Raw genomic sequence first — 22,286 nt, 5'->3', positions numbered from 1 at the left:
CTGTCGCGTAGGAACGCCACTGGAGCGTGATGCGTCGGAGTCGCGGCCTTTTCTTTGTCATGGCGATGGTCATGGTCGCGCCCGCGCAGGCAGCGCCGCCGCCGGGTAGCCGATCCGCCACCCCGCAGCCCCGTTTCGACATTCCCGCGCAAAGCCTTGCCGATGCGCTCGACCAGTTTGCGCGTCAGGCAGGCGTGCAGATCCTCTATCCCTATGCGCGCGCCGCCGCGCTGCGCAGCCCGCTGGTGAAGGGCAGAATGCCGTCGCGGCGCGCGCTCGACCGGCTGCTGCGCGGCAGCGGCCTTGCGGTCGCGCGCTTCGGCGAAGGGATTGTCACGCTGCGGGCGGCGCAACCGGCTCCACCCGCCCGCGCCCGGCGCAGTCCGCAGCCTGCCCCCATCCCGTCGCCTGCCCCGCCGCCGGTTGCTGTTCCTGCCGAGATCGTCGTCACCGGCCGCGCGCTGCAGACGCCCGTCACCGCGACCCAGCTCAGCTATGCGCTGACCCGGATCGACCCCGAGACGCTGGCTCGCGCCGGACCGCTATCGACCGCCGACCTGTTCAAGCAGATCCCCGGTTTCTGGGTGGAAAGCACCGGCGGCGAAGCGAGCAACAATATCCGGTCGCGCGGCATCCCGACCGACGGCTATTCCTCCGTCGCGTTGCTGGAGGACGGGCTGCCGGTGCAATATGACGGCGGTCTCGGCTATCTCAACACCGACCAGATTTTCCGCAGCGACGCGACCATCGACCATATCGAAGCGGTGCGCGGCGGGCCTTCCGCCATCTTCGCCGGCAATGCGCCGGGCGGCAGCATCGATTTCCTGACCCGCAATCCGCTGCAGAAGCCGGGCGTGACGCTGGCGGCGACGGGCGGGAATTTCGGCTATGCGCGGATCGACGGCTATGCGGGGATGCGCCTGACGCCCGAACTCGGCATTGCGATCGGCGGCTTCTACCGCCGCGACGACGGCCTGCGCGATCCGGGCTATCCCGCCGACCGGGGCGGGCAGATTCGGGCCGGGGTCCAGTATGACGATGGGACGACGCGCCTGTCCTTCAACGTCAAGCATCTCGACGACCGCGTCATCCTTTACCTGCCGGTACCTTTGCAGGTGGACGGCGCCGGGCGGGTCAACGCCGTTCCCGGCTTCGATCCCCTGTACGACACGCTGGCAGGCCCCGATAATGCCAGCGTCGCGTTCAAGACGCCCTCAGGTTCTCGCCTTTTCGACCTGTCGAAGGGAACGCGCAGCCGCATCGATTTCTACACGCTGTTCGGGCGGCGGGCGCTTGGTGGAGGTGCCGCGCTGGAGGTGAAGGTGCGCCTGCGCACGGGCGACACCTCCCGCGACGGCCTGTTCCCGATCGGCCGCCCGCAATCGGGCGACAGCTATGTCTCGACCATTTGGCCCCAACTTGCGGCCGCCTTTCCCATGGCAACCAAAGTCGAGATACGCGACGCCGGGACCGGCCGCGCCTTCCTGCCCGACAGCAATGGCAACGGGCTGGTCGTGGGCGCGAACCTGCTGTCCGTCGCCTTGCCGATGCGCGAATTCATCGGCGACGCGCGCCTGACCGGGCAGGTCAGCCAGTGGGGACAGCATGATCTGGCGCTGGGCCTGACTTATGCCGACAGCCGCCTCGACTATGATCGCACGATGGGGACGGTGCTGCTCGACGTGCGGGGACAGGCGCGGCGGCTGGATGTCGTGGCGGTCGATGCGGATGGGCGGCGGGTCGGATCGCTGACTGACAACGGCTTCGTCCGCTATGGCTCGCTGTTCGACGGCGTGACCCTGAAGACCGCCAATCTGGCCGTGTATGCGGCCGACGAATGGAAGCTGGGCGAGCATTGGCGCATCGACCTTGGCGGACGGTGGGAACGGACGCGGATCGGCGGCAGGATGGAACTGTCCTCGGCGGTCGATCTGGGCGATCCGACGACCCTGGCGGACGATAGCGTGCTGGCCGGCACGGGTCTTTTCCAACCTATCGATCGGCACTTCTCAGGCTTCAGCATGACGGCGGGCATCAATTTCAATCCCGATCCGGGGACCGGCCTGTTCCTGCGCGCCACCCGCATTTCCCGCCTGCCGAGCGCGTCGGAATTCTATGCCGACCCCGATCGCACGGACGAGGCCATCGTCCCGATCGCCATGGCGGAGGCCGGCCTGATCGTGCAGCGGCGCAACTGGAACTTCTCCGCCGTCCTTTTCCGGACCCATTTCAAGCGGCTGCCCTTCACCGACTATCGCTTCGATCCTGCCACCAGCATCTATGTCAGCCAGACCTCAGTTGCCGACACAACCGCAACTGGCATGGAAGTTTCAGCCCATGCTCGGCTGATCGGCCCGCTCAGCATCGACATGCAGGCGACGGTGCAAGACTTACGCTATGGAGATTTTCGCTACAGCGAACTGTCGGGCGGCACGGTCGCGGTCCATGACGTGACGGGCAATCAGCTTATTCGGGTGCCGCGCATCGCCCTGCGCGCAAGCCCTAGCGTCGATCTCATCTCGGGCCGCCTGCATCTCAGCGCTGATTTCACGCGTTATTCCGCGCGTTTCGCTGACATCGCGAACTCGCAGCGCCTGCCTCCCTTTTCGATGATCAATGTCGAGGTAAGCACACAGATCAGCGATCATGCGACGCTGACTTTGAATGGCACCAACCTGACCAACAGCCTTGGGCTGACCGAAGGCAATCCACGCATGGGTTCCTTTGATGCCGGGGGCATGAACGCGCGCTATTTCCTGGCCCGGCCAGAATTCGGGCGTACGGTTCGAGCGACATATCGTCTTTCTTATTGAAACATGCGCAAACTCTAGGGGGGCTCGCTGAGCGCGAGATCACGATTACGCACATGCTCCTCTCGCATATTCAGCGGGTTCCCGCGGTTAATCGAATCATCGAACGCGAGACCGGCTTTCGTCAGACTCTCACGGCAACGCCGGCCGACAGCCCGTTGCGCATGATCTGAATGTCCGCTCCTAGGCGTGGTGAAATCTCGGTTCTACGACTTGGACCGGGCGCGTAGCAGACCAGCCGTTGTCTCGCTTGAGAAAGACCGGTTTCGGTGTCAGCGGACACTCCAGCGACCTCATCTGAATGGCACGATTTGTGAAGGGTTTCGGGCGCTTGCGTACGAAAGCCTCCAGTGCAGGAACCCGCGGGCCCCACGCGCTGGTCTATGGGTAAAGCGGCTTTGGGGTGGTTCGGACGGGTAAGCGACGCTGATCCGCAAGTGTCGGTTCTGGCCGGATCAACGTGACTTTGTGCGGCATCAGAGTGCGGACGGTGGTGGTTTTGCTGGTCGGTGTGCCCTGCGCTGGGCTCGATTCCGGAATGGGCATGCACTGGGTCATCGGCCAGGACGCCATGGGCGCGACCGTCGTGCAGCCTGAGTCATGCCGGATCATGGCGCATTCCCCCGGATTGGCGATGCCGATGATGGCGGCGCGCGGGGCTGGCACCAGCGGGCAAAGGCCTCGATTATGGTCATGTGCCCGCCGCAACATGGGCATGGCGGGCGATGGTCGGGAGGTTCGTCGGGTTCGGGCTCCTCGACCGGTACAGTAACGCCCAGCAGTCTGCGGGCCAGTGCCATGGTATCCTTGTGGGTCGAACTGGCGAGCAGGCCGTAATGCCGGATGCGGTGGAAGCCGCGCGGCAGAACGTGGATCAGGAAGCGGCGGATGAACTCGTCCGTCGCCAGCGTCATGACCTGCTGGCGTTCAGCAGCAGGGCGGCGATAGTCCTTGTAGCGGAACGTCACACCGGTCTCGTCGAAGGTGATGAGCCGTCGGTTCGAGATGGCAACCCGGTGCGTGTAGCGCGAGAGATAGGCCAGCACCGCCTGCGGCCCGGCAAAGGGTGGCTTGGCATAGACCACCCAGCGCTTCTTCCGGATCGGCGAGAAATGCTGCAGGAACGCCTTGCGGGCGGCAAGATGAGCCTGAGCGCCGAAGAAGCCCAGCTTGCCGGCGTCAAACAGCGCCAGCAGACGGGTGACGAACAGACGGCGGAACAAGGCGCCCAGCACGCGCACCGGCAGCAGGAATGCGGGGCGCGACGAGATCCAGCGCGTGCCGTCGCGCGCGATGCCACCGCCAGGCACGATCATGTGCACGTGCGGATGGTGGGTCAGTGCCGATCCCCATGTGTGCAGCACGGCGGTGATGCCGATCCGCGCGCCAAGGTGCTTGGGATCGGCGGCGATGATCAGCATCGTGTCCGCGGCTGCGCGGAACAGCAGGTCATAGACCACCGCCTTGTTCTGGAAGGCGATGTCTGCGACCTCGTTAGGCAGGGTGAACACGACGTGGAAGTAGCCAACCGGCAACAGGTCAGCCTCGCGCGCGGCCAGCCAGGTGCGCGCGGCGGCGCCTTGGCACTTGGGGCAGTGCCGGTTGCGGCACGAGTTATAGGCGACCCGCCAGTGCCCGCAGTCGTCGCAGGCCTCGACGTGACCGCCCAGCGCGGCGGTGCGGCAGTTCTCGATGGCCGTCATGACCTTGAGCTGGCCGAGGCTGAGATGCCCGGCATGGGCCGCGCGATAGGCCGGCCCGCTGCTCCGGAAGATATCGGCGACCTCGAGTGAGGTGCGCACCGGCTCAACCGGGAGGTGCCCTGCCTTCCATCACGGCCACAATCTGGTCGAGCGGGCTGGCCACTGCCCGCATCGTCTTGCTCGAGACCTGGGTATAGATGCCGGTCGTGTTGATGTTCACGTGTCCCAGCAGCACCTGGATGACCCGGATATCGACGCCTTGCTCGAGCAGGTGAGTGGCGAACGAGTGGCGCAGTGTATGCGGGCTTACCCGCTTGTGGATCTCGGCGCGCTCGGCCGCTTCCTGCACGACGCGGTGCAACTGGCGAGCCGAGACCGGATCCGTGCCACTGCGGCCGGGGAACAGCCAGCCATGAGGTAGCATCACTTCGCGCCGCTTGCCTTCGCGCCACCATTGACGGAGCAAATCCAGCAGATGGGGTGAAAGCATGGCGTTGCGGTCCTTGCGTCCCTTGCCCTGCTCGACGCGGATCATCATCCGGGTGCTGTCGATGTCATCGACCTTGAGGTGGGCAACCTCCGAAACCCGCAGGCCCGCGCCATAGGCCACGCTGAGGGCCGCCTTGTACTTGATGCCTGGCGCAGCCTCGAGCAGCCGCGCTGTCTCCTCGACGCTCAAGACCACACGCAGCTTGGGTGTGAAGCGAACGACGACCAGCGCTAGGGCCATCTCCGGCCGCCTGAGGGTTATCCCGAAGAAGAACCGCAGTGCCGATACCGCGCCATTGATCGTGGCTGGACCAACGGCGCGCTCGTGCTGGTCAACCTGATAACGCCGCAGGTCTTCCACCGTGGCCGTGTCCGGGGGGCGGCCGAGAAACGCGGCGAAGTTCCGGACATGTCGGATATAGTCATTCTGCGTGTGCGCCCCGAAGCCACGCATCGTCATGTCCTGCAGCATCCGCTCACGCAGCGAATGGGTCGGGGCAGCAGTCGTGATAGCATCCATGGTAAGTTCCTCTCCGTTGAAGGAACTCCACCGTCGGCGGGCGCCGCCGCACCGCCGAAAGCCTCACAAATACTACGCTACGTCACCCCAAGCGACCCTCCCGCGGAGCGGGTTCGTGCTTTGGTCGAGAGCTGCCAGAAAAGCGGAATGTCCGCTCCTGGGAGAGCAAAAGTGGTCCCTGAACGACCGACAAGGGTCGTTGTCGTCCTTGGCAAGCATACAAGATATCGGCGCGCGGTAAGGGTACTTCCATCAAACGCCAGTGGGTGAGCACGTCATCGATCGGCCATTGGCATTGTCTCAAAGGGCTTGGAAGAGGCGCCCGTCCAATGCATCAACCGCGTAACGGCGGACTGCGCGCCGCGCACACCGTCGTTCTGGACGAGATAGTATAGGCCATCTCCCAAGGGCTGTATTCCGACATCGGCCTTCTGATACCACCCCCGCACACCCGTCTTCACATCATGAATCCCATCCTGAGCGAGTGGCAGTAGCAGGCCTTTTTCCGGATTCATGCCTTGAGGAGAAGCCAGGCCTTGCAAGGCCTGGCGACGTGGCCGGCTGCGGGCATCGAGCGCGAACAGCAGATAATTGGGCCAGTCGGGTTTGGCACCCTGATAGACGCCCATGAACCAGCGTTGCAGGCTTGAATCATAGGCGAGGTTCTGGACGCCATAGCGGGTGTTGCCGGTAAGGACGAAATATTTGCCCCGAGGGGTAGTCGGGCCAGAATGGTGCAGTGCCTTTTCGTCAATCGGCTGCGCCTCTCGGCCCCAGTCCGTCGCGTCATATTGCAGGAGGACCTGATGATCATTGTCGCTGCGGGCGACGTCGCCATAAATGCCGTAAGCGACGGTCAGGTAGAGCGGGCCGTCGCTCCGGCCGAAGGCGGGGCCAAAAGCGACGCCATCGATGCCTGAACAGCCATAGCGATGATCCGCCTTGCCGTCGCCATCGAGATCGGCGGCATAGTCGCGCGTCACTTCGGGCAGATAGACGGCGCGCAGCAGGTCGGTGCCGGCAACCGTCATGCCGACCCGATCGATCCGTGCCCCGTCGATCATCGCGATATAGAAGGCGTCCTGCTTGCCATATTCCAGCGAGCCATAGACCCGTCCGTCGACCGGGTTGAAGTCCAGGTCGCCCAGATGCCCCGACCAGCCGGTCAGTGTGCCGACGAGCTGGCCTTCAAAGTCATATTTGGCGAGCATGTCGGTGAAGGAATAATAGATGAAGCCGCCCTTGCGATCGACCGCGATACCCTGAACATGGCCCGAGGCGAAAGGGCCCGCGACCTGTTCGCGCGGCAGGTCGGCAGGCGGAAACGGCGTAGCCGAATGAGCAGACTGGGCAAGGCCAAGCAGAAGTAGCGCAACGATCGCGGACCGCATCATAATCTCCTGATCAGGCGCTGAAGACACGGCGGCCGCGCTCGACCGACATGCGATGGGTGCTGGCGATCCGCGTGCTGCGCGCCTTGATCGTATCGAGGAACAGCCATTCGCCGGTCACCCGATCACGGCTGATGTCTATCATCATATAGCCACGCTGGTGCGTGTTCGCCCATTTGAGTTCGGGATTGGCGGCGACGAAGCCGCGCGCCACCGCCGTCGGATCGCCGCGCAGGTCACCCTCCATGCCACCCGACGTGACCGCCTGTCCGGCAAATTCGACACCGGCGGGCTGGCCATCCTCGACCAGGCCGTAGGCCCAGGCATTGTGGCTGTCGCCCGCCAGCATGATGAGGTCGGAGTCGGCCGCCTGTGCCGACCGGAGCAGGCGCGAGCGGGCAGCGGGATAGCCGTCCCACCGGTCCATCCACATCGGCAGGCCATTTTGCGCCATGCGCACGCTGTTGCGATAGCGTTGGACCAGCTTGGCGTTAGCGTCGGGACGGAGCCAGTCGGTGACATTGGCCGGCATCACCGTACGGCCGATGATCGTACCCATGCCGACCATCTGCCAGGCGGTGGTGCGGGCGTTCGCCCGGAACGCATGGGCCAGCCAGCTTTCCTGGGTGCTGCCCAACATGGTGGCCGATGGGTCCTGCCACACGCCATCATGGAAGGCCTTTAGCGCGGCGTCCGCATCGGGCGCGCTGGCGGCGGCCGTGATGTCGGCCGGGCGCGTACGGGCGAGCAGGCGGGATTCTGTGCGATACAGCGTCGCCAGCGTCCCGATATCATAGGCCTTCCACGGCTCGTCCGACACCGGCATCCATTCGCGATAGACCTGCATTGCGGCGGCGCGGCGGGTGTTCCAGTCGCCTTCCTTGTCGGCCTGATGGTTCTGGGCGCCACCTTCCCAGCTGTCATTGGCCGATTCATGATCGTCCCACAGTGCAACCATCGGCGCCATCTGGTGCAGCCGTTGCAGGTCGGGGTCAGCCCGATAGGTTGCGTAGCGCAGGCGATAGTCGGCAATCGCCAGAATTTCCGTGTCGGGCATCAGCGTGCGCCCCACGATGCCCTGACCGGGCCGTACCGAAGCATTGCCATATTCGTAGATATAGTCGCCGACATGCAGCCACAGGTCGAGATCGTCGCGCGCTGCGGCATGGGCATAGGCGTTGAACCAGCCATAGGGCAGGTTGGAACAGGAAAAGACGCCCAGGCCAAAGCGCGGCACGTCGCCCTGCGGCAGCGTCCGGGTGCGGCCGACCGGCGACTTGCTGCCGTCCGGCGCAACGAAGCGATACCAGTAGCTCGTGCCTGGCTGAAGCCCGTCCACTGTCACTTTCGCTGTCCAGTCACGATAGCCCCCGGTGCGCACCGTGCCGCCGCCGACGATCCGCACGAAATCGGGATCGATCGCGACTTCAACGTCGAGGCGCGCGCTCTCAACCTCGCTCGCAGGGACATAGCGGGTCCATAGCAGCATCGAATCCGCCCCCGGCTCGCCGCTGGCGACCGCATGGGTGAAGCCGCGCGCGCCGATCAGGTCGGCGGCCAGCGCCCGGCCGGCAGGCAGCGCCAGCGCCCCAATGCCCCAGACTCCGCCCAGGATCATGCTGCGGCGGTCGATATGCATTACCATGATGATGCCTTTTCGATGGGATCGGAAAGGGACGGAGCGGCCCAAGGCCGCTCCGTCCAGTGGGGAGGGTCAGAAGCTGCCCTTGATGCCGATGTTCCACATCGAGCCGTAGATGCTGTACTGGCGCACCCGGCTTTCGATGTTGGAATAGATGACGTCGGGCGCGTTGAAGATATTGCGACCGGCGACATTAAATTCGAAATTGGTGCTCAGCTTGTAGCTGAAGCTCACATTCCATAGCTGGCGATCGGTATGATAAAGGACGCCATTGTTGGCGGTGGTCGGCGTGGCGCTCAATGCACTCACCCGATATCGCGACTGCCAGTTGCCCGTCAGCTGGAAGTCGAACGGGCCATAGCTGTAGCGCAGGCCCCAGTTGGCCGATTTTTCCGGCGTGTTCACACGTTCGGCATCGGGGAAGAGACGGGTGAAGGAACCGCGCAGACCCAGCCCCTTGAGGATGCCCGGCAGGAAGGTCAGCTGCTGGTCATATTCGAAGATCAGCCCCTCATTGGTGCTGGTCCCCGGAAGATTCTGCGCGCTTCGGAATGTGTAGCCGGCATATTCATCAGGATCGAAGCCGACGGCGGCGGGATCGACCTCGATCCCGGTGACCTGCATGTCCTTCATGTCGAGGCGATAATAGGACAGACCGATGATGCCCGACGGCTCCAGATAATATTGAAGGCTGGCGAAATATTTGGTCGAATGTTCGGGCTTTAGCAGGGGATTGGGTACATTGACGATCTGTGTATCGTCATTGACCGCCACCACGCCGCCCAGATTGCCATAGTCGGGCCGCAGGATCGACTGGCTGAAGGCGATCTGGCCGACCAGACGGCGGCTGAAATCATATTTCATGCCCCCGCTCAGGAACCAGTCGTCATATTCGCCATGGCGGGTTGAATAGGTACCGCCATTATATTGGTAGAGCAGCCCCTCGATCGTGTTGGTCTTGTAGCCTGCCGCCTCGACCTCGCTGGTCGGACGGATATTGGCGACCAGCGCGCCAGTCCTGGTCTTCTCGTAGCGCAGGCCGAGGTCAAAGGTCGCCTTGCCAACGCGCGCCTCCGCCTCGACATAGGCGGCGTAGATATCTTCCTTGACCCGCTTGTTGTTGTCGAGGTCGCGCTTCAGATTGCCGACCGTATCGGCAACGAAATATTCCGGATGCGCCTTGTAGATGTCGTACATCGCGTAATTATTGTCGGCGCGCCAATTCTGGTCGTTGAGGTTACCTGCGTTGAAGCCGATGATCTCGAACTGGTAGCGATTGGTCCAGGGAATGACCGCGGCCGGGTCCTTTTGGCTCAGATCGCCGTTCGGGCCGACATATTGGAACTGGTCATAAGACCCCTCATTTGTGCGCCAGTCATTCACCCGCGCGCCGGCCCCCGCCATCAGCGTCAGCGGCACGTCGCCGACGAACAGCTTGCGCTTGATGTCCAGATTGCCGCCATACATTTCATTGCGGGCGTCCGATTCAGCCGTGCGGATATTGTTGCCGATGTCGTCGTCGCGGTTGAAGCTGGTCGGGTCGCTCCAGGACCGACCGGCAGTCTGCTGCAGCGTCCAGGCATTCGAGCTATCCGACTCCCGGTCTAGCGTAAAGCCGATCCGCGTCAGCCAGCTGTCGGTGCGCTGGAAGAAGCCTTTGGAATTGTCACGAAAATTGAATTCCGAGCTGGAATAGCTGCCGCGCAGCGCGACTTCCCAATCGTCATTCTTATATTCGAGCTTGGGTGCCAGCAGCATTGCCGGGGTGCCGGCATAGCGATGCGAATATTGGGTGTGCAGCCGCGTGTTGGTGCCATTGGGATTGACGACGATATGGGTACCGGTCGAATCTGGCGTGGCATAGGATTTGGTCGAAGTGCCGAAAATCAGATAGGTATATTGGTTGAAATATTCGACCTCGTAGAGGGAATAGCTGCCCCGCAACGACAGCGCGAGTTCGTCGGAGAATTTATAGTCGACCGATAGGTTGGCGGCGGTGCGGCTGGTCTTCTTCGGGCCAGGACGCCACATGACCTGATAGGGGATGACCCGGCCATCGGCGAGATAGGACCAGTCGGTCTGGACGCGATCCTGCTGGACATAATTGGCATTGTAGCTGGCGCTCAGCGCGACGCCGAGCCGCCCCTCCAGAAACACGTCGCCATAGTTGAAGCTGGCCGACGGATAGATGCGTGCATGCTTGTCATTGTCGGGCAAATAGATTTCGCCGATCCCGGCGTCCGAGGTGCCGACCCCGCCGACCTGGAAGCGCAGTTGGCGCTTCTTCAGCTGAAACGCATATTTGCTGCGCAGGTTGATCGCGCCGCCAGGCGCGTCGGCATCCATGCGGGCGGTCAGCGTGTTGTTCAGCTCGATCGACTCAATGCCGGTGATCGACATCTGCTCGAAACTGTTCTGGCGGCCATTATTGTTGTTGGACGTCGCCGTCGCCATGCGGGCGCCGTCGGTGGTGAAGGTCGAATATTTGGGGTCGAGACCACCAATGCGGACCGCCGTGGCATCAACCTCGGTATAGTCGAGCGAGATGCCCGGCATCTGCTTCATGAATTCGCCGACATCACCCATGGTCAACAGGCCGTAATTGTCGGCAGCGACCACGGTCTTGGCATTGGTGGCGGCGCGGCGTTCCATGATCGCGGCGGCCTGCCCCTCGCGCCGGGCGGTGACAGTGATGGCCGAGCCGTCGTCGGCGGAAGAGCCCGCAAAGGTCGGTGCGCGCAACGCCACGTCCAGCGTCGCGACTTCACGCGGGCTGACAGTGGCAATCAGCCTTTCGGTCTGGAGGCCAGCATATTTGACGAGGATCGTCGCTTCACCGGCCGGAATGTTGGACAAACGGAATTCGCCATTATCCTCGGAATAGACGGTGATCGGCGTGCCTTCTACGCGAATTTCCGCATTGCGCAGATATTCGCCGGTGACGATGTTGAATACGCGGCCGCGCACCATGCCATTGCCGACGCTGGCTTCCGGGCGCGCCGAGCGCAGGGTGATGACATTGCCGTCGTCCGATCCAACCCGCAGCGGCGTGCCTGCGATCAGGCGGCGCAACGCTTCGCGCACGTCCATCCGCCCCTTGATTGCGGGCGTGTTGATGCCGGCCAGATCACGGGCCGGGGCTACGATCTGCACTTGTGCCTGTCCGGCCAGTTCGGGAATGGCACGGACGGCGGGCTGGGCGGGTATGTCGAAGAGTCGTTCCTGCGCATGGGCCGGCACGGCGACGGCAAACGCAACGACAGAAGCCCCACAAGTGAGGAGAGAATGACGCGAATACATTAGCTGGTAGCCCCCTGCTGGCCGCGCTCTGCACGGCGTTCGACCCTAAGAGGTGGGAGGCCGGCAGTTCCGCTAATACGGGGTCAATTTTTTTTCGACTGCGCTGTGCGGCTCAGGATGAGGTCATGGTCCTGCCGGACCAGGCGAGCATCGAAGATGGTCGAAATGGCGCGACTGAAGCCAGCGGGATCATTGGCTGTAAACAGACCCGTTACAGGTTCGCGCGCCAGTGCCGCGTCCGGTATAAGGATGCGGGTTTCGCTGTAACGGGCAAAGGCATTGGCCGCCTGCTGCAAGGTCTCGCCCTCGAAGGCCAGTTTCCCGTCGCGCCAGGCCAGCTCCCGGTTGATGCGCTCGGGCGAGATCGGTTCGGGCCGTTCCGCGACGAACAGGCTGGTTGCCGCATTGGCCATGACCATGTGGGTATTGCCAGCCAGGGCAACGACCTGACCGCTCATGGGATTGACCGCAGGCAGTTCGACCAGTCCCTGATGCACCAGTATGTCGACAGGCGCCTTGGCCAGCTTGCGGACGCGAAAGCCGGCCTGCGCTGTGCGCAATCGGCGACCGCCGACCTCGACAATGAATGGGCGCCGCTCGTCGCGTGCGACCGAGAAATAGACTTCGCCATCTAGCAGCGAGACCAGACGTTCCTTTTCACCATAAAGGATCTGGATGCGGCTGTCGGTATTAAGCAGGGCGGTCGACCCGTCCTCCAGCGGCACCAGTCGCATCTCGCCGCGGCCGGTGCGGATTTCCGCGCCCGATGCTGGCATGCCGATGGTCAATGCGGCCATGCCCGCCATGGCGGCCAGCGCACCACCGCCGATGCCGAGCAAATGTCGTCGCGACAGGCCGCGCTGTTTTTTCGGTTCGAACAGACGAGGGTCGAAATCTGGGCCCAGCGCCTGCGCGGACTCACTCATCAACGACAATGCCTGGGCACGCAGCAGGGCACCCTTATGGCGCGGATCGGCGGCCAGCCATTGATTCAGTTCGGCATCCTGCGCCGCAGACAGCGCGCCACGATCCAGCCGCGCCGCCCAATCGGACGCGGTTTGGTCAATGCTGCGACTGTCTTCTTGTCCGGCCATCAACTGCGCGCGTCTCCGTTGTCACATCCCTAGAGGTTTGGGGCAGCGTCTTTCCACCACGACCGAACCAGTCAATCAAAAATCGGATGCCGCGCGAAATATGCGTCTCGACCGTATTTTCCGATATACCCATCTGCGCCGCGATTGCGCGCTGAGGCAGGCCCTCGACCCGGCGTAGGATGAACGCCTCACGCGTCTTGAGCGGCATGGCCGCGATCGCGCAGGCCAGTTGGCGCAATTCATCCCGGTCGATCGCCGTCTGCTCGGGTGATGCGGTATCGTCAGGGTGGTCCAGATAGTCAAGATTGTCGACCGCGTGGATGGGAACGATCCGCGCACGGCGGACATGGCGGGTTACCACAGACCGGGCTACCTGGAACAGATAGGCCCGGGGATAGGCGATGGTGTCCACCCGATCCATCTCCGCGAAGATGCTGTAGGACTCCTGAATGATATCGTCGGGTTCGAGGCCGCCCAATGGCCGACGCGCAAGCCAGCCGCGCAAAGCAGGCTCATGCGGCAAGATATTGCGCAGCAGCCAGCGCGCTCTTTCCCTGTCCGTTCCGCTCATCCCAGTTCCGCGACCGTTTATTATGACGAAGTGTCGATTCTGGGAGTGGCTAGAGGGGAAATGTGACAAACAGGCTGCGGGGCCGACATCTTCAAAACGTGCGGCCCATCTTTTCGAGGGCGGTGCGTTCAAACTGCCAGCATCCTTGGGTGCCCCCCTTTCAGCTTACACTGCGGGAGAAGCACGGCCTTAATCGAATCTAACAAGCAGACCTTCAGCACTTGGCGATTGAAAATCGACCTCCGAACGGCAGCAATGGGTCGACGGCGGAAGTGGCCGCTACGCGCCCACTCAAGCCGTTCGACCGCAATATTACGATGCTTGAAAGCGGACCGCCCGATTATGACTGGGCCTGGGACAAAACCGACGTTCGCGAGCTGCGCCGGGAACGGCAGGTTCCCGTCCAACACCTGCCGTTCCTGAAGCACTGATGATCGTTTCCCGGAATGCGAGGGATGGCCGATTGCGGAATGGCAGCTTCTCGTCGGCCGAGATGCACTAGCTGCCAGTCCGGTTCCGGGTGGGAAATCATCGAGGCACGAAGCGTGCGATTGCCGTCGAGCATGGCCATCATCCCAGAGCAAGGGGGTAGCGGAATATTGGACCGATGTGCATAGCAAGTCATGCCCCGGCGCAAAGACATATGGAGATGCGGGATCGTCCATCAGCCGATGGCTGCAATCATCGCATCGGGCCGGATCGATAGCGCGTTGACATGGCTCCCGGAGGAGCCGGCATTCCAGTTTCTTGCCGATCCATTCGGATGGAGAGGTGCGGACGGAACGCTTCACATCTTTGCCGAGCATTATGATTATCGCCATCGTCATGGCACGATCATGCGCCTGTCGCTCGATGAGCATCTGTCGGTTGTCGAACGGCGCCTTTGCCTGAGTGAGCCCTGGCACCTGTCCTACCCCCAGATTTTCGCCGGCGAAGGTGCGACCTGGATGCTGCCCGAGGCGCATCGATCGGGCGCGCTGACGCTTTATCGCGACCATGGCGGCCTGGCTGACTGGCGGCCGGAACTGCGCATCGCACTGGACTGCGTTCCGGTCGATGCAACGATCCTCCATCATCAAGACCGCTGGTGGCTCTTTTATTCGCCGGCCACCTCAAAGCAGACAAAGATATCGCAGCTTCATATCGCCTGGGCCGAGCGCCTGGCGGGCCCCTGGATCGTGCATCCGCGCAATCCCGTGCGCGTCGATGTGACATCATCGCGCCCTGGTGGCTCGCCCCAGATCCTGTCCGGACATGTCGTTCTGCCGGTCCAAGACTGCAGCAGCACCTATGGCGGAGCCATCCGTCCTCTCTGGATCGACAGGCTGGATGAGGCGAATTTCAGCGCGAAAGCCGGCGACGCCATGCCGGTCCCATTGTCCGCCGGCGCCTATCGGGACGGCATGCACAGCCTGACCGCATGCGGGGAGATCAGCCTGGTCGATGTGAAGCGGATCGACCGATCCGCACGCGGGCTGGCGCTGGAAATCAGGCGTGCGCTTGGCGGATATGGGTGAGAATGGCTGTACCTGTTCTTTCGAAACGCTCTCTTGAGTAGCGCTGGTTCACCAGGTTTCGTGCGGCCTGCCCCATTTCTTCAAGCCTTGAAGGCGTAGCAAGCAGGGTCTCCAGCGCATGGGCGAGAGCATCAGTATCTGCCGGTGCGCAGGTCAGGCCGCTGACGCCCGGCATGATCGAATAGGGCATTTCCCCGACCGCTGAAGCGATCACCGGCAGCCCGGCCGCCATCGCCTCATGCGCGGCGATGCAAAAGCCTTCGGATCGTGACGGCTGAACATAGAGATGCAGTCCGGCGAGGAAGCTCTTGGGGGCATCGGTAAATCCGGCGAATTCGACATCGACCCCTGCGTTGCGAGCCAGCATCTCCAGGCGACCGCGCTCGCTCCCCTCACCCGCGATCGCCAGCGAGAATGGAGGCGTGGCAAGGCCCCGAGCCTTGATTTGCGCCAGGGCCGCGATCAAGATGTCATAGCCCTTGACCCGATGAAGCCGTCCCAAAGAACCGATGCGGATCGGCTCGCCGGCCTGCCATGGGGATGCCTGCGGCATGGCTGGATCGACGGCGTAGATGGGCCAGCAGCGTAGCCGCTCGTCCGGAACCTGGAGTCGATGCTGCGTCAGATCGGTGACGGACTGCGAATCCCCCACCCACAAAGCCGCCCTGGGCGCCAGGAGGCGCATCAGCCTTTCATTCCAGGGCTTGAGGAAGGCAGCATGCTGCCAGCAGACGACCGGAAGTCCGAGGGAAGGCCCGATAATGAGACCAAGGATCGTGGCACGGCTGAGCGACGTCCAGATATGGGTCGCGCCCCAGTCCATCAGTTCCCGCCGTAGCCACAAGGCGGCCGCCAGATGATCGCCTGTCCCGCCTTCCCGAACGCGCGGAAGCAGCCCCGCCTCGATAATCGCGGGCAAGCCGCGCCTGTCGCTTGGCCGAAGCGCGAACAACCGCACCTGCGCGCCGCCGGCGCGCAGCACGTCGGCTATGGCGGGCACGGGCTGCGCAGCGCCGCCGCCTTCGACCGAATTGATGACATAGGCAATGCGCATGCCGTTCACTGCGACAGGCTCCGGTGCCAGGCCAGGCCGCCCAGCAGGAGACTGGCAATCAGGGCCTGACCAACGGCCTGTATCCCTGCGCCCATCAGCCCGAACGACCCGAGCAACCAGGGCAGCGCCGGCAGGAAAATGAGGCTCGCAAAGAGGTTCGCGCTCATCGACAGGGCCGGATATCCCATAGCGGAAAGCGCAGAACTGCAGGGCGGTCCGACCAGCGCGATTACCCGCGCAATGATCAGAACCACCATGACCGCGCCGGCCGCCTGGAACGCGCTGCCCGCCAGCAGGGTAACCATCATGGTCGGGAAAAGCGCCGCCAGGATGACCACGGGCAAGGCCGCGGCGATCGCGATCAGAATGACGCGCACAAGCGTGCGGCGGAGCGGTGCGCCGCCTTGGCCGGAGGCAACCATCCCTGCCAGTTCGGCATAGGCGGTGTTCCCCAATATCTGTGCCGGCTGCGAGATGATCACGGTCGCGCGCTGGGCGACCGCGAAAAGCCCGGCGACGGCAGGCCCCATGACCCAGCCGACGATCAGCGGTGCGAGCCGCCCAGCCAGTTCCGCTAGCGTGACATCGGCATTGCTGGCCACCAGGAACCGCCAGATGCCGGCATTTTCGCTTGCCACATTACCCGCCTGTGGACGGATCAGGACCGCGCCCAGTCTTGTGTAGGCACAGATAAGCCCCATGCCCCAGAGTACCGCGAACTCGGCGATGGCGGCCAGCAGCCAGGCAGCGAGGAAGCCCTTGAGCCCCCAGCCGAACAGCAGCGCCAGCGAGGCTCCGCACAGGCGCACGAGCGGCTGGACCATATTGTGCAGGCCGATAAGGTCGAAGCGGTCGATCAGTTGCAGATAGCCCGCCGGCGTAGAGCGCACCGATCCCAGCACGGCGAAGCTGTAAGGAATGGCGAAAGCCATGGTTTCGGGCGGCCAGCCCAGATGTGGTCCGACCCAGGGCGCCAGCAGCATGGCGGCGATGATCGCCGCGACGCCGCCCGCCAGTTCGACCTTGGCACCGAAACGAAGCAGACGTGCGAGGCGGTGCGATGCCCCTTCCTGTCGCGCCTCCGCGCCATAGCGCACGATCGCCTGCCAGGCCGGAAATTCGACGATGCCGCATATCGCCGTCACATAGGCATGGACGAGAACCAATATGCCATAGTCATGCGGCCCCAGGGCGCGCGCGGCGATGACAAGATAGACGAGACTGATGAGCCCGGCGCCGGCCTTGCCGCCGAGCACAAGTCCCAATCCCCTGAAAATACGCCCTGTAACGGTTGCTCGTTCGATCATGGGCGTTGGGCAGGCCAGTCTTTCATGCGCAGGGCATCGCCCGTGCCGTTGCGTGCCGCAAGACGCCGGCCGAGGAAAGTGTAGAAATACCAGTCCAGGGCAAATCGCGGCGTGTAGCGGTAGATCAGCCGTTCGGCCCGTGTCCAGCTTACGGCCTTGCGGCATGATCGCCGCGCTGAGGGAAAACAGACATGATCCCGGTCGTAGATGGCGCGGCCATGCGTCATCACGCGATGCACGATTTCATGATCCTCAAGGACATAGGGCCATCGTTTGGCGTCGAAGCCGCCTGCTGCCCGCAAGGCATCCGTGCGATAGGCCTGGGCATAGCCACCGGCATGACATTTCGCCGAGAAACGTCGGCTCTTGCGCAGGATGAAATCGGTCCGTTTTCGTGACTCAGCGCTCTCCAGCGGCGCATAAAGGTCGATGGCCATCACCGAGGCCGCTTCCGGATCGCCCGTAAACAGGTCGAGGATGCGCTTTACATAGTCGATCGGATATTCCGTGTCCGCATCACAGATCGCCACAAAGGCGGTCTCAACCCTCGACAGGCCAAGCGCCATGGCGTGAATTTTCCCGGGGGTCGGGCACGACAATATCTCTGCCCTGGATCCGAGAGATCGGGCTGCCTCGCGCGCTTGTTCGGTGCCGTTGTCAGTCGAGCCATTGTCGATAAGAAGCAGTCGGAAACGAATATCACTTTGAATCGCAAGGGTCTGAACCGTCTTGTCGATCCAGCCTTCCTCATTGAAGAAAGGCAGAATGATGGTCAGCGAGGACATCAGGCAGCACGAAAATTGCTGAAGCCAACGACGTTGCCTCGGCGCTTGTCTGCAAGCTGCGTGATGACCGCCGCTGCCCGGTCTGACGACGGTCGGCCGTCCAGATCGAAGCTGTCGGCGAACAGATTCTCCTGAATGGCTTGGTAGTGATCGCGATGCAGACCATTTGCGCGGGCGAGAGCCGGGCCAAGATCCTTGGGATCCGAGATGACTTCGCCGGCTCGCCAGTGCGCAAAGTTCGGATCCCCCCGCCAGTCGATGCCATGGCTGTTGAGAAACACACAGGGTCGCGGACGCAGCAGAAATTCATAGACCTGGCTACTCGCGTCGCCCAGATAGACATCGGCGATCAGCGTATAGCTCATATCGGTCGATGCCCGGCTGCCGAGGTCAATATGGATATTGTCGCCATGCAGAAAGCGCTTCGCGATGGTCCCCGGGCGATTGACGCTCAACTTGTCTATCGTGACTACGAACGGCCTTTCGAAGAGCATTACATGGGGTGCAAAAATAAGCTCTTGCGCATCCCGCTCGACGAAATGATCGAGCACCTGTCTGCCATGCTTGTACCAGGAAGAAAGATGCGGCGAGCAGTGCGGATTATATAAAATGATCGGCCGCTCGCGGGAAAAATGCTGGGTTCTGCCCGCCTGCCGAACAAGATCGAATTTGGGATAGCCCACGATGCTGATGGTAGAGGGATCAATCCCGGCTTCAGCGATCAGCCGGCGACGGATCTTCTCGCCCGAACACAGAACATGGTCGAACCCGGCACTGGCCTTGTCAAAGCCGATCGCACGATCGCCCGCGCCATGACGCGTATGAATCATGAAGAGCTTGTCGAGGCCATAGCGCTTCTTGAGGAGCAGAGATGTCTTCTCCGCCACGACAAGCATGTCCAGGCTACGGAAAAATTCGAGATTGTCCCGATAGAGCAGCAATTTCCTGGCCGGGATCATGCTGCCCAGCATCCCGACAAGCCGCTCCGACCGCGTCGTCAGGCCGAGTTCGACATGCTGGATCCTTGATCCCAGTAACGGTCCCGCCAACCGCCGCACCTCATGGGCCAGGCGATCATTTGTTGTTGCGATGATGATCTCGCCGGCAAAACCGCCCGCAGCGAGTGAAATCGCTATGGGCAGGCTGTGGGCCAGTTGGTGGATCTGATCATGGTTGAACAGGAAGCCAATGCGCATGGGGCGCTGACGCCGTGGCACTGGAGCCACCTCAGCTCACGAACGAAAAATATTTGCGGAAGGCGCCATCCGATGAGTTTTGCGATCTGGAGCTTCGTTCTCTCCATATTCTGTACGATTGGCCCGTTGATAGCAGGGCGCTTTCAGACCTGTAGCTTGAAGGTCAGTTGCTGCGGGCAATTACCTTCAATGCCATTCCGGCGTTGCTGCTTTCCGCCATTTGCGCCGTTCGTTCCGTCCTGCAGAATATCCGGCAAGCCGTTGCGCAGACCCGACCTGATCGCATCGACGGGCGATGCCATATCATCCTTGGGGCTGAAGCGTCGGAAAGGTGACTTGCACACACATGCCGGCACTATCCTCACAGATTGTGCAATGTGCTTGATGCAAGTTCGCTATCGCGGCCACGAGCGCCAGCCCCAATCCGGAGCCCTCGGTGTTGCGACTGGCATCCAGGCGATAGAAGCGACCGAACACCTTTTCCCGCTCGTCTGCTGGTATGCCTGGGCCATCATCGCAGATCTCGATGACAGGCGAAGTATCCTGATAGCGGAGTCGTGAGGTGATCCGTGTGCCGGCAGGCGTATGAACGAGGGCGTTTTCGATGAGGTTGATCACCAATTGGGTAAGCAACTCGCCATCGCCATGGATCAGAATATTTCCGGCATGGTCGGCAAGGAGATGGTGGTCGCCATCTTCCGCAACAGGCTCATAGAGTTGCTGGATCCGATCCATGAGTTCGCTCAAATCCACGGCCTTGAACCGCCTGCGCCCAATTCCTCCCTCCACGGTGCCAATGCGCAGAAGGGCGTTGAATGTGGCAAGCAGGCCCGATGTCTGTGCCAGCGCTGCCTCCACTGCCGCCGGCTCGATCGGATCGGCATCCCGCATCTGCTCCAGTTGCTGGTGCAGCCTTGTGAGGGGGGTACGCAGGTCGTGGGCTATGTCGGTGGAAACCTGGCGGAGGGCCTCCATAGCCGCCTCGTTGCGATCGAGCATGATGTTGAGATTGTGGGCGAGCCCGTCAAATTCCGGGCCAAAGCCGATCATCGGCAATCGCTCCTCCCGCTCGCCTTCGACAATCCGGCTTACCGCCAGATTTACGCGTTCCAGGCGCCGCAGGAATAGGACGGCCGCCAGGAAACCGCCCACCAGAACGAACAGCGTAATGCCCACCCCGCTGAGCAGGGTGAAGGCAAGGAGGCGACTGCGCAGATCCAGCACATCGAAATTGTCGGTGGCGACGACCAGCGTCAGGCCGTCCGGTAGGCTCGTCCCCAGCGCCGTCAGCGTCTCCAACCGACCGCTGACCGGGCCGCTGTCATGCTCAACCATTTCGAGCGCATATGTGCCAACCCGGGCCGCGCTGACCGGCAGGTCGCCGGCAAGACGCCGCCGCTGCGCATCGACCAGCAGATAGTGAAATTGCGCGTCATCGCCCACGCTCTGGTGGCGCGCGATGGCATCGGTCAGGCCCGATTGTCCTAGCTGCGCATATTCGCCGCCAAGGATGGCAACTTCCGCCTTCAATCGGCCGCTCGTCGCCTCGGCTGCATAATGTCCAATCTGGCTCCGAACAGTGAACAGAAGTGCCCCAGCCCCGATCGCAAAGATCAGGGCCAGCAGCACGGCAAATCGAAACGCCGCGCTACGCAAGGGCGCACGCAGCACGGCTTCAAACGTCATCGATACGATATCCCGCCCCGCGCACGGTCTGGATCAGTTCCCTGCCAAATCCGCGATCGACCTTGGCGCGCAGCCGACTGACATGGCTTTCGATGATGTTGGTTCTCGGATCAAAATGGAATGACCAGACATTTTCGAGGAGCATCGTCCTTGTGACGATCTCCCCGGCATGCAGCATCAGATATTCGAGCAGCTTGAATTCCTGCGCCTGCAATTCGATCCGATTACCGCCTCGGAGCACCGTTCGCTTGATCCTGTCCAGGCTGAGATCGGAGACCTCAAGAACGGAAACTGTTTCGGCGATGGGCGGACGACGCGCCAGCGCATTGACGCGGGCAAGCAGTTCGGTCGCGGCGAAAGGTTTGGCGAGATAGTCATCTGCGCCCGCTTCAAGCCCCTCGACGCGGTCTTCGACGCCATTCATGGCGGTGAGGAACAGGGCTGGCGCTCTCACGCCAGCTGCGCGCAGCGCTTTCAAGACCGCCAATCCGTCAAGGCCCGGTACCATTCGGTCGAGAATGAGGACGGCATGGTCCCCGCTTGATCCCAGGAAGATCGCATCGCGGCCATTGTCGCACACATCCAGCACATGACCGGCAGCAGTCAAGACGCGCTCGAGATGGACGCGCGTCGTTTCATCATCCTCGAGCAGCAGCAGCTTCATCGCCCGTCCTCATCGCACGATCCTGGTCTTCAACAGAAGGATTTTGCTTCATCTTCCTTCGTCCCCGCAAGTTGGGGATTATCAATGTTCGCGTCACGCTGCGCGAAACTGGCGACCGCTAGAGCGGGTAATGCGCAGATTCGCGCAGGAGGATATCGCCATGAAAAGGATGCCAACCGCCCTGGCGGCTGCCCTGATTGGCAGCATTGCCACGATGCTGCCCGCCGCGCCCGCTGCAAAACTCAAGGGCAGCCAATATGCTGCTCAATCCAAGCTCTCGCTCGCTGCTGCGCGGATGGCGGCGCTCAAGCTGCGCCCCGGCACGATAACCGATCAGGAACTGGAAAAGGAAAAGGGCGGCAGCGGACTGCGCTATTCCTTCGACATCATGAGCAAGGGACGGGCCTATGAAGTGGGCATAGACGCCGTGACGGGCAAACCGCTCGAAAATGTGCCTGAAGGCCATAACCCGGATTGAGCGCCTGGTACCGGGCCAGGCCAACCGGCCCGGTCGCTCCATAAACAGGGGTCAGCCTTCTCATGCCACGTCGCCTTCC

At 62.5% G+C, this 22,286-nt stretch carries 18 protein-coding genes; 4 read left to right on the top strand and 14 right to left on the bottom strand.

The genetic code is table 11. The features are described 5' to 3' along the window. Nucleotides 1-29 precede the first annotated feature (29 nt). Complete coding sequence (locus ACUCV3_RS07195; RefSeq protein ID WP_010335856.1) at nt 30-2,813, top strand: TonB-dependent receptor; 2,784 nt, start codon at nt 30-32, stop codon at nt 2,811-2,813. A 605-nt stretch (nt 2,814-3,418) separates the two neighbouring features. Here ACUCV3_RS07195 and ACUCV3_RS07190 read toward each other — a convergent pair. The 7 genes from ACUCV3_RS07190 to ACUCV3_RS07160 form a co-directional block, all read right to left on the bottom strand. Beyond that, on the bottom strand, nt 3,419-4,612 hold the full coding sequence (locus tag ACUCV3_RS07190; protein ID WP_010335857.1) for an IS91 family transposase: 1,194 nt from the start codon (nt 4,610-4,612) through the stop codon (nt 3,419-3,421). Between the two features lie 4 nt (nt 4,613-4,616). Beyond that, nucleotides 4,617-5,522, bottom strand: a complete 906-nt coding sequence (locus ACUCV3_RS07185) for a tyrosine-type recombinase/integrase (protein WP_010335858.1) — start codon at nt 5,520-5,522, stop codon at nt 4,617-4,619. Nucleotides 5,523-5,797: 275 nt separating this feature from the next. After that, nucleotides 5,798-6,916: a hypothetical protein gene (locus tag ACUCV3_RS07180; RefSeq protein WP_010335859.1), complete on the bottom strand. Its 1,119-nt coding sequence runs from the start codon at nt 6,914-6,916 to the stop codon at nt 5,798-5,800. 10 nt (nt 6,917-6,926) lie between these two features. Next, on the bottom strand, nt 6,927-8,558 hold the full coding sequence (locus ACUCV3_RS07175) for an alkaline phosphatase D family protein (RefSeq protein ID WP_029547437.1): 1,632 nt from the start codon (nt 8,556-8,558) through the stop codon (nt 6,927-6,929). 69 nt (nt 8,559-8,627) lie between these two features. After that, nucleotides 8,628-11,795, bottom strand: coding sequence for an outer membrane beta-barrel protein (locus ACUCV3_RS07170; protein WP_010335861.1), 3,168 nt, complete (start codon nt 11,793-11,795; stop codon nt 8,628-8,630). A 143-nt stretch (nt 11,796-11,938) separates the two neighbouring features. Next, nucleotides 11,939-12,949 (bottom strand): FecR family protein, encoded by a 1,011-nt coding sequence (locus ACUCV3_RS07165; protein WP_010335862.1) that lies wholly within the window; start codon nt 12,947-12,949, stop codon nt 11,939-11,941. Next, nucleotides 12,918-13,520, bottom strand: coding sequence for an RNA polymerase sigma factor (locus tag ACUCV3_RS07160; protein WP_010335864.1), 603 nt, complete (start codon nt 13,518-13,520; stop codon nt 12,918-12,920). Before ACUCV3_RS07160 ends, ACUCV3_RS07165 begins: the two co-directional genes overlap by 32 nt. A gap of 221 nt (nt 13,521-13,741) precedes the next feature. Here ACUCV3_RS07160 and ACUCV3_RS07155 point away from each other — a divergent pair, with 221 nt between their 5' ends. Continuing rightward, the gene (locus ACUCV3_RS07155; RefSeq protein ID WP_138984408.1) at nt 13,742-13,951 is read left to right on the top strand and encodes a hypothetical protein; all 210 of its coding nucleotides are present in this window, start codon (nt 13,742-13,744) and stop codon (nt 13,949-13,951) included. 240 nt (nt 13,952-14,191) lie between these two features. After that, entirely contained in the window at nt 14,192-15,037 is an 846-nt protein-coding gene (locus ACUCV3_RS07150) for a glucosamine inositolphosphorylceramide transferase family protein (RefSeq protein ID WP_010335866.1), read from the top strand. Here ACUCV3_RS07150 and ACUCV3_RS07145 read toward each other — a convergent pair. The 7 genes from ACUCV3_RS07145 to ACUCV3_RS07115 form a co-directional block, all read right to left on the bottom strand. Then, a complete protein-coding gene (locus ACUCV3_RS07145) occupies nt 15,009-16,091 on the bottom strand; it encodes a glycosyltransferase family 4 protein (RefSeq protein WP_017183057.1) in 1,083 nt (360 codons plus the stop codon). The two genes, ACUCV3_RS07150 and ACUCV3_RS07145, sit on opposite strands and share 29 nt — an antisense overlap. A 5-nt stretch (nt 16,092-16,096) precedes the next feature. Further along, nucleotides 16,097-17,347, bottom strand: a complete 1,251-nt coding sequence (locus ACUCV3_RS07140) for a lipopolysaccharide biosynthesis protein (RefSeq protein ID WP_010335868.1) — start codon at nt 17,345-17,347, stop codon at nt 16,097-16,099. 47 nt (nt 17,348-17,394) lie between these two features. Beyond that, nucleotides 17,395-18,183, bottom strand: a complete 789-nt coding sequence (locus ACUCV3_RS07135; protein ID WP_010335869.1) for a glycosyltransferase family 2 protein — start codon at nt 18,181-18,183, stop codon at nt 17,395-17,397. Next, nucleotides 18,183-19,379, bottom strand: coding sequence for a hypothetical protein (locus ACUCV3_RS07130; RefSeq protein ID WP_010335870.1), 1,197 nt, complete (start codon nt 19,377-19,379; stop codon nt 18,183-18,185). The genes ACUCV3_RS07135 and ACUCV3_RS07130 overlap by 1 nt, the downstream gene beginning before the upstream one ends. A 143-nt stretch (nt 19,380-19,522) precedes the next feature. Beyond that, the gene (locus ACUCV3_RS07125) at nt 19,523-19,681 is read right to left on the bottom strand and encodes a hypothetical protein (RefSeq protein ID WP_170319009.1); all 159 of its coding nucleotides are present in this window, start codon (nt 19,679-19,681) and stop codon (nt 19,523-19,525) included. Between the two features lies 1 nt (nt 19,682). After that, nucleotides 19,683-21,065: a sensor histidine kinase gene (locus ACUCV3_RS07120; RefSeq protein ID WP_010335871.1), complete on the bottom strand. Its 1,383-nt coding sequence runs from the start codon at nt 21,063-21,065 to the stop codon at nt 19,683-19,685. Next, complete coding sequence (locus ACUCV3_RS07115; protein ID WP_010335872.1) at nt 21,055-21,729, bottom strand: winged helix-turn-helix domain-containing protein; 675 nt, start codon at nt 21,727-21,729, stop codon at nt 21,055-21,057. Before ACUCV3_RS07115 ends, ACUCV3_RS07120 begins: the two co-directional genes overlap by 11 nt. A gap of 160 nt (nt 21,730-21,889) precedes the next feature. On the opposite strand from ACUCV3_RS07115, the gene ACUCV3_RS07110 reads away from it, so the two are divergent. Then, nucleotides 21,890-22,207 carry a PepSY domain-containing protein gene (locus ACUCV3_RS07110; RefSeq protein WP_010335873.1) on the top strand — a complete coding sequence of 106 codons (318 nt, stop codon included), beginning with the start codon at nt 21,890-21,892 and terminating at the stop codon, nt 22,205-22,207. Nucleotides 22,208-22,286 lie beyond the last annotated feature (79 nt).

The organism is Sphingobium sp. VMM, from assembly GCF_056790315.1.
Note: the sequence above shows the minus strand (reverse complement) of the source record. Positions and strands in the feature narration are given on the sequence as shown.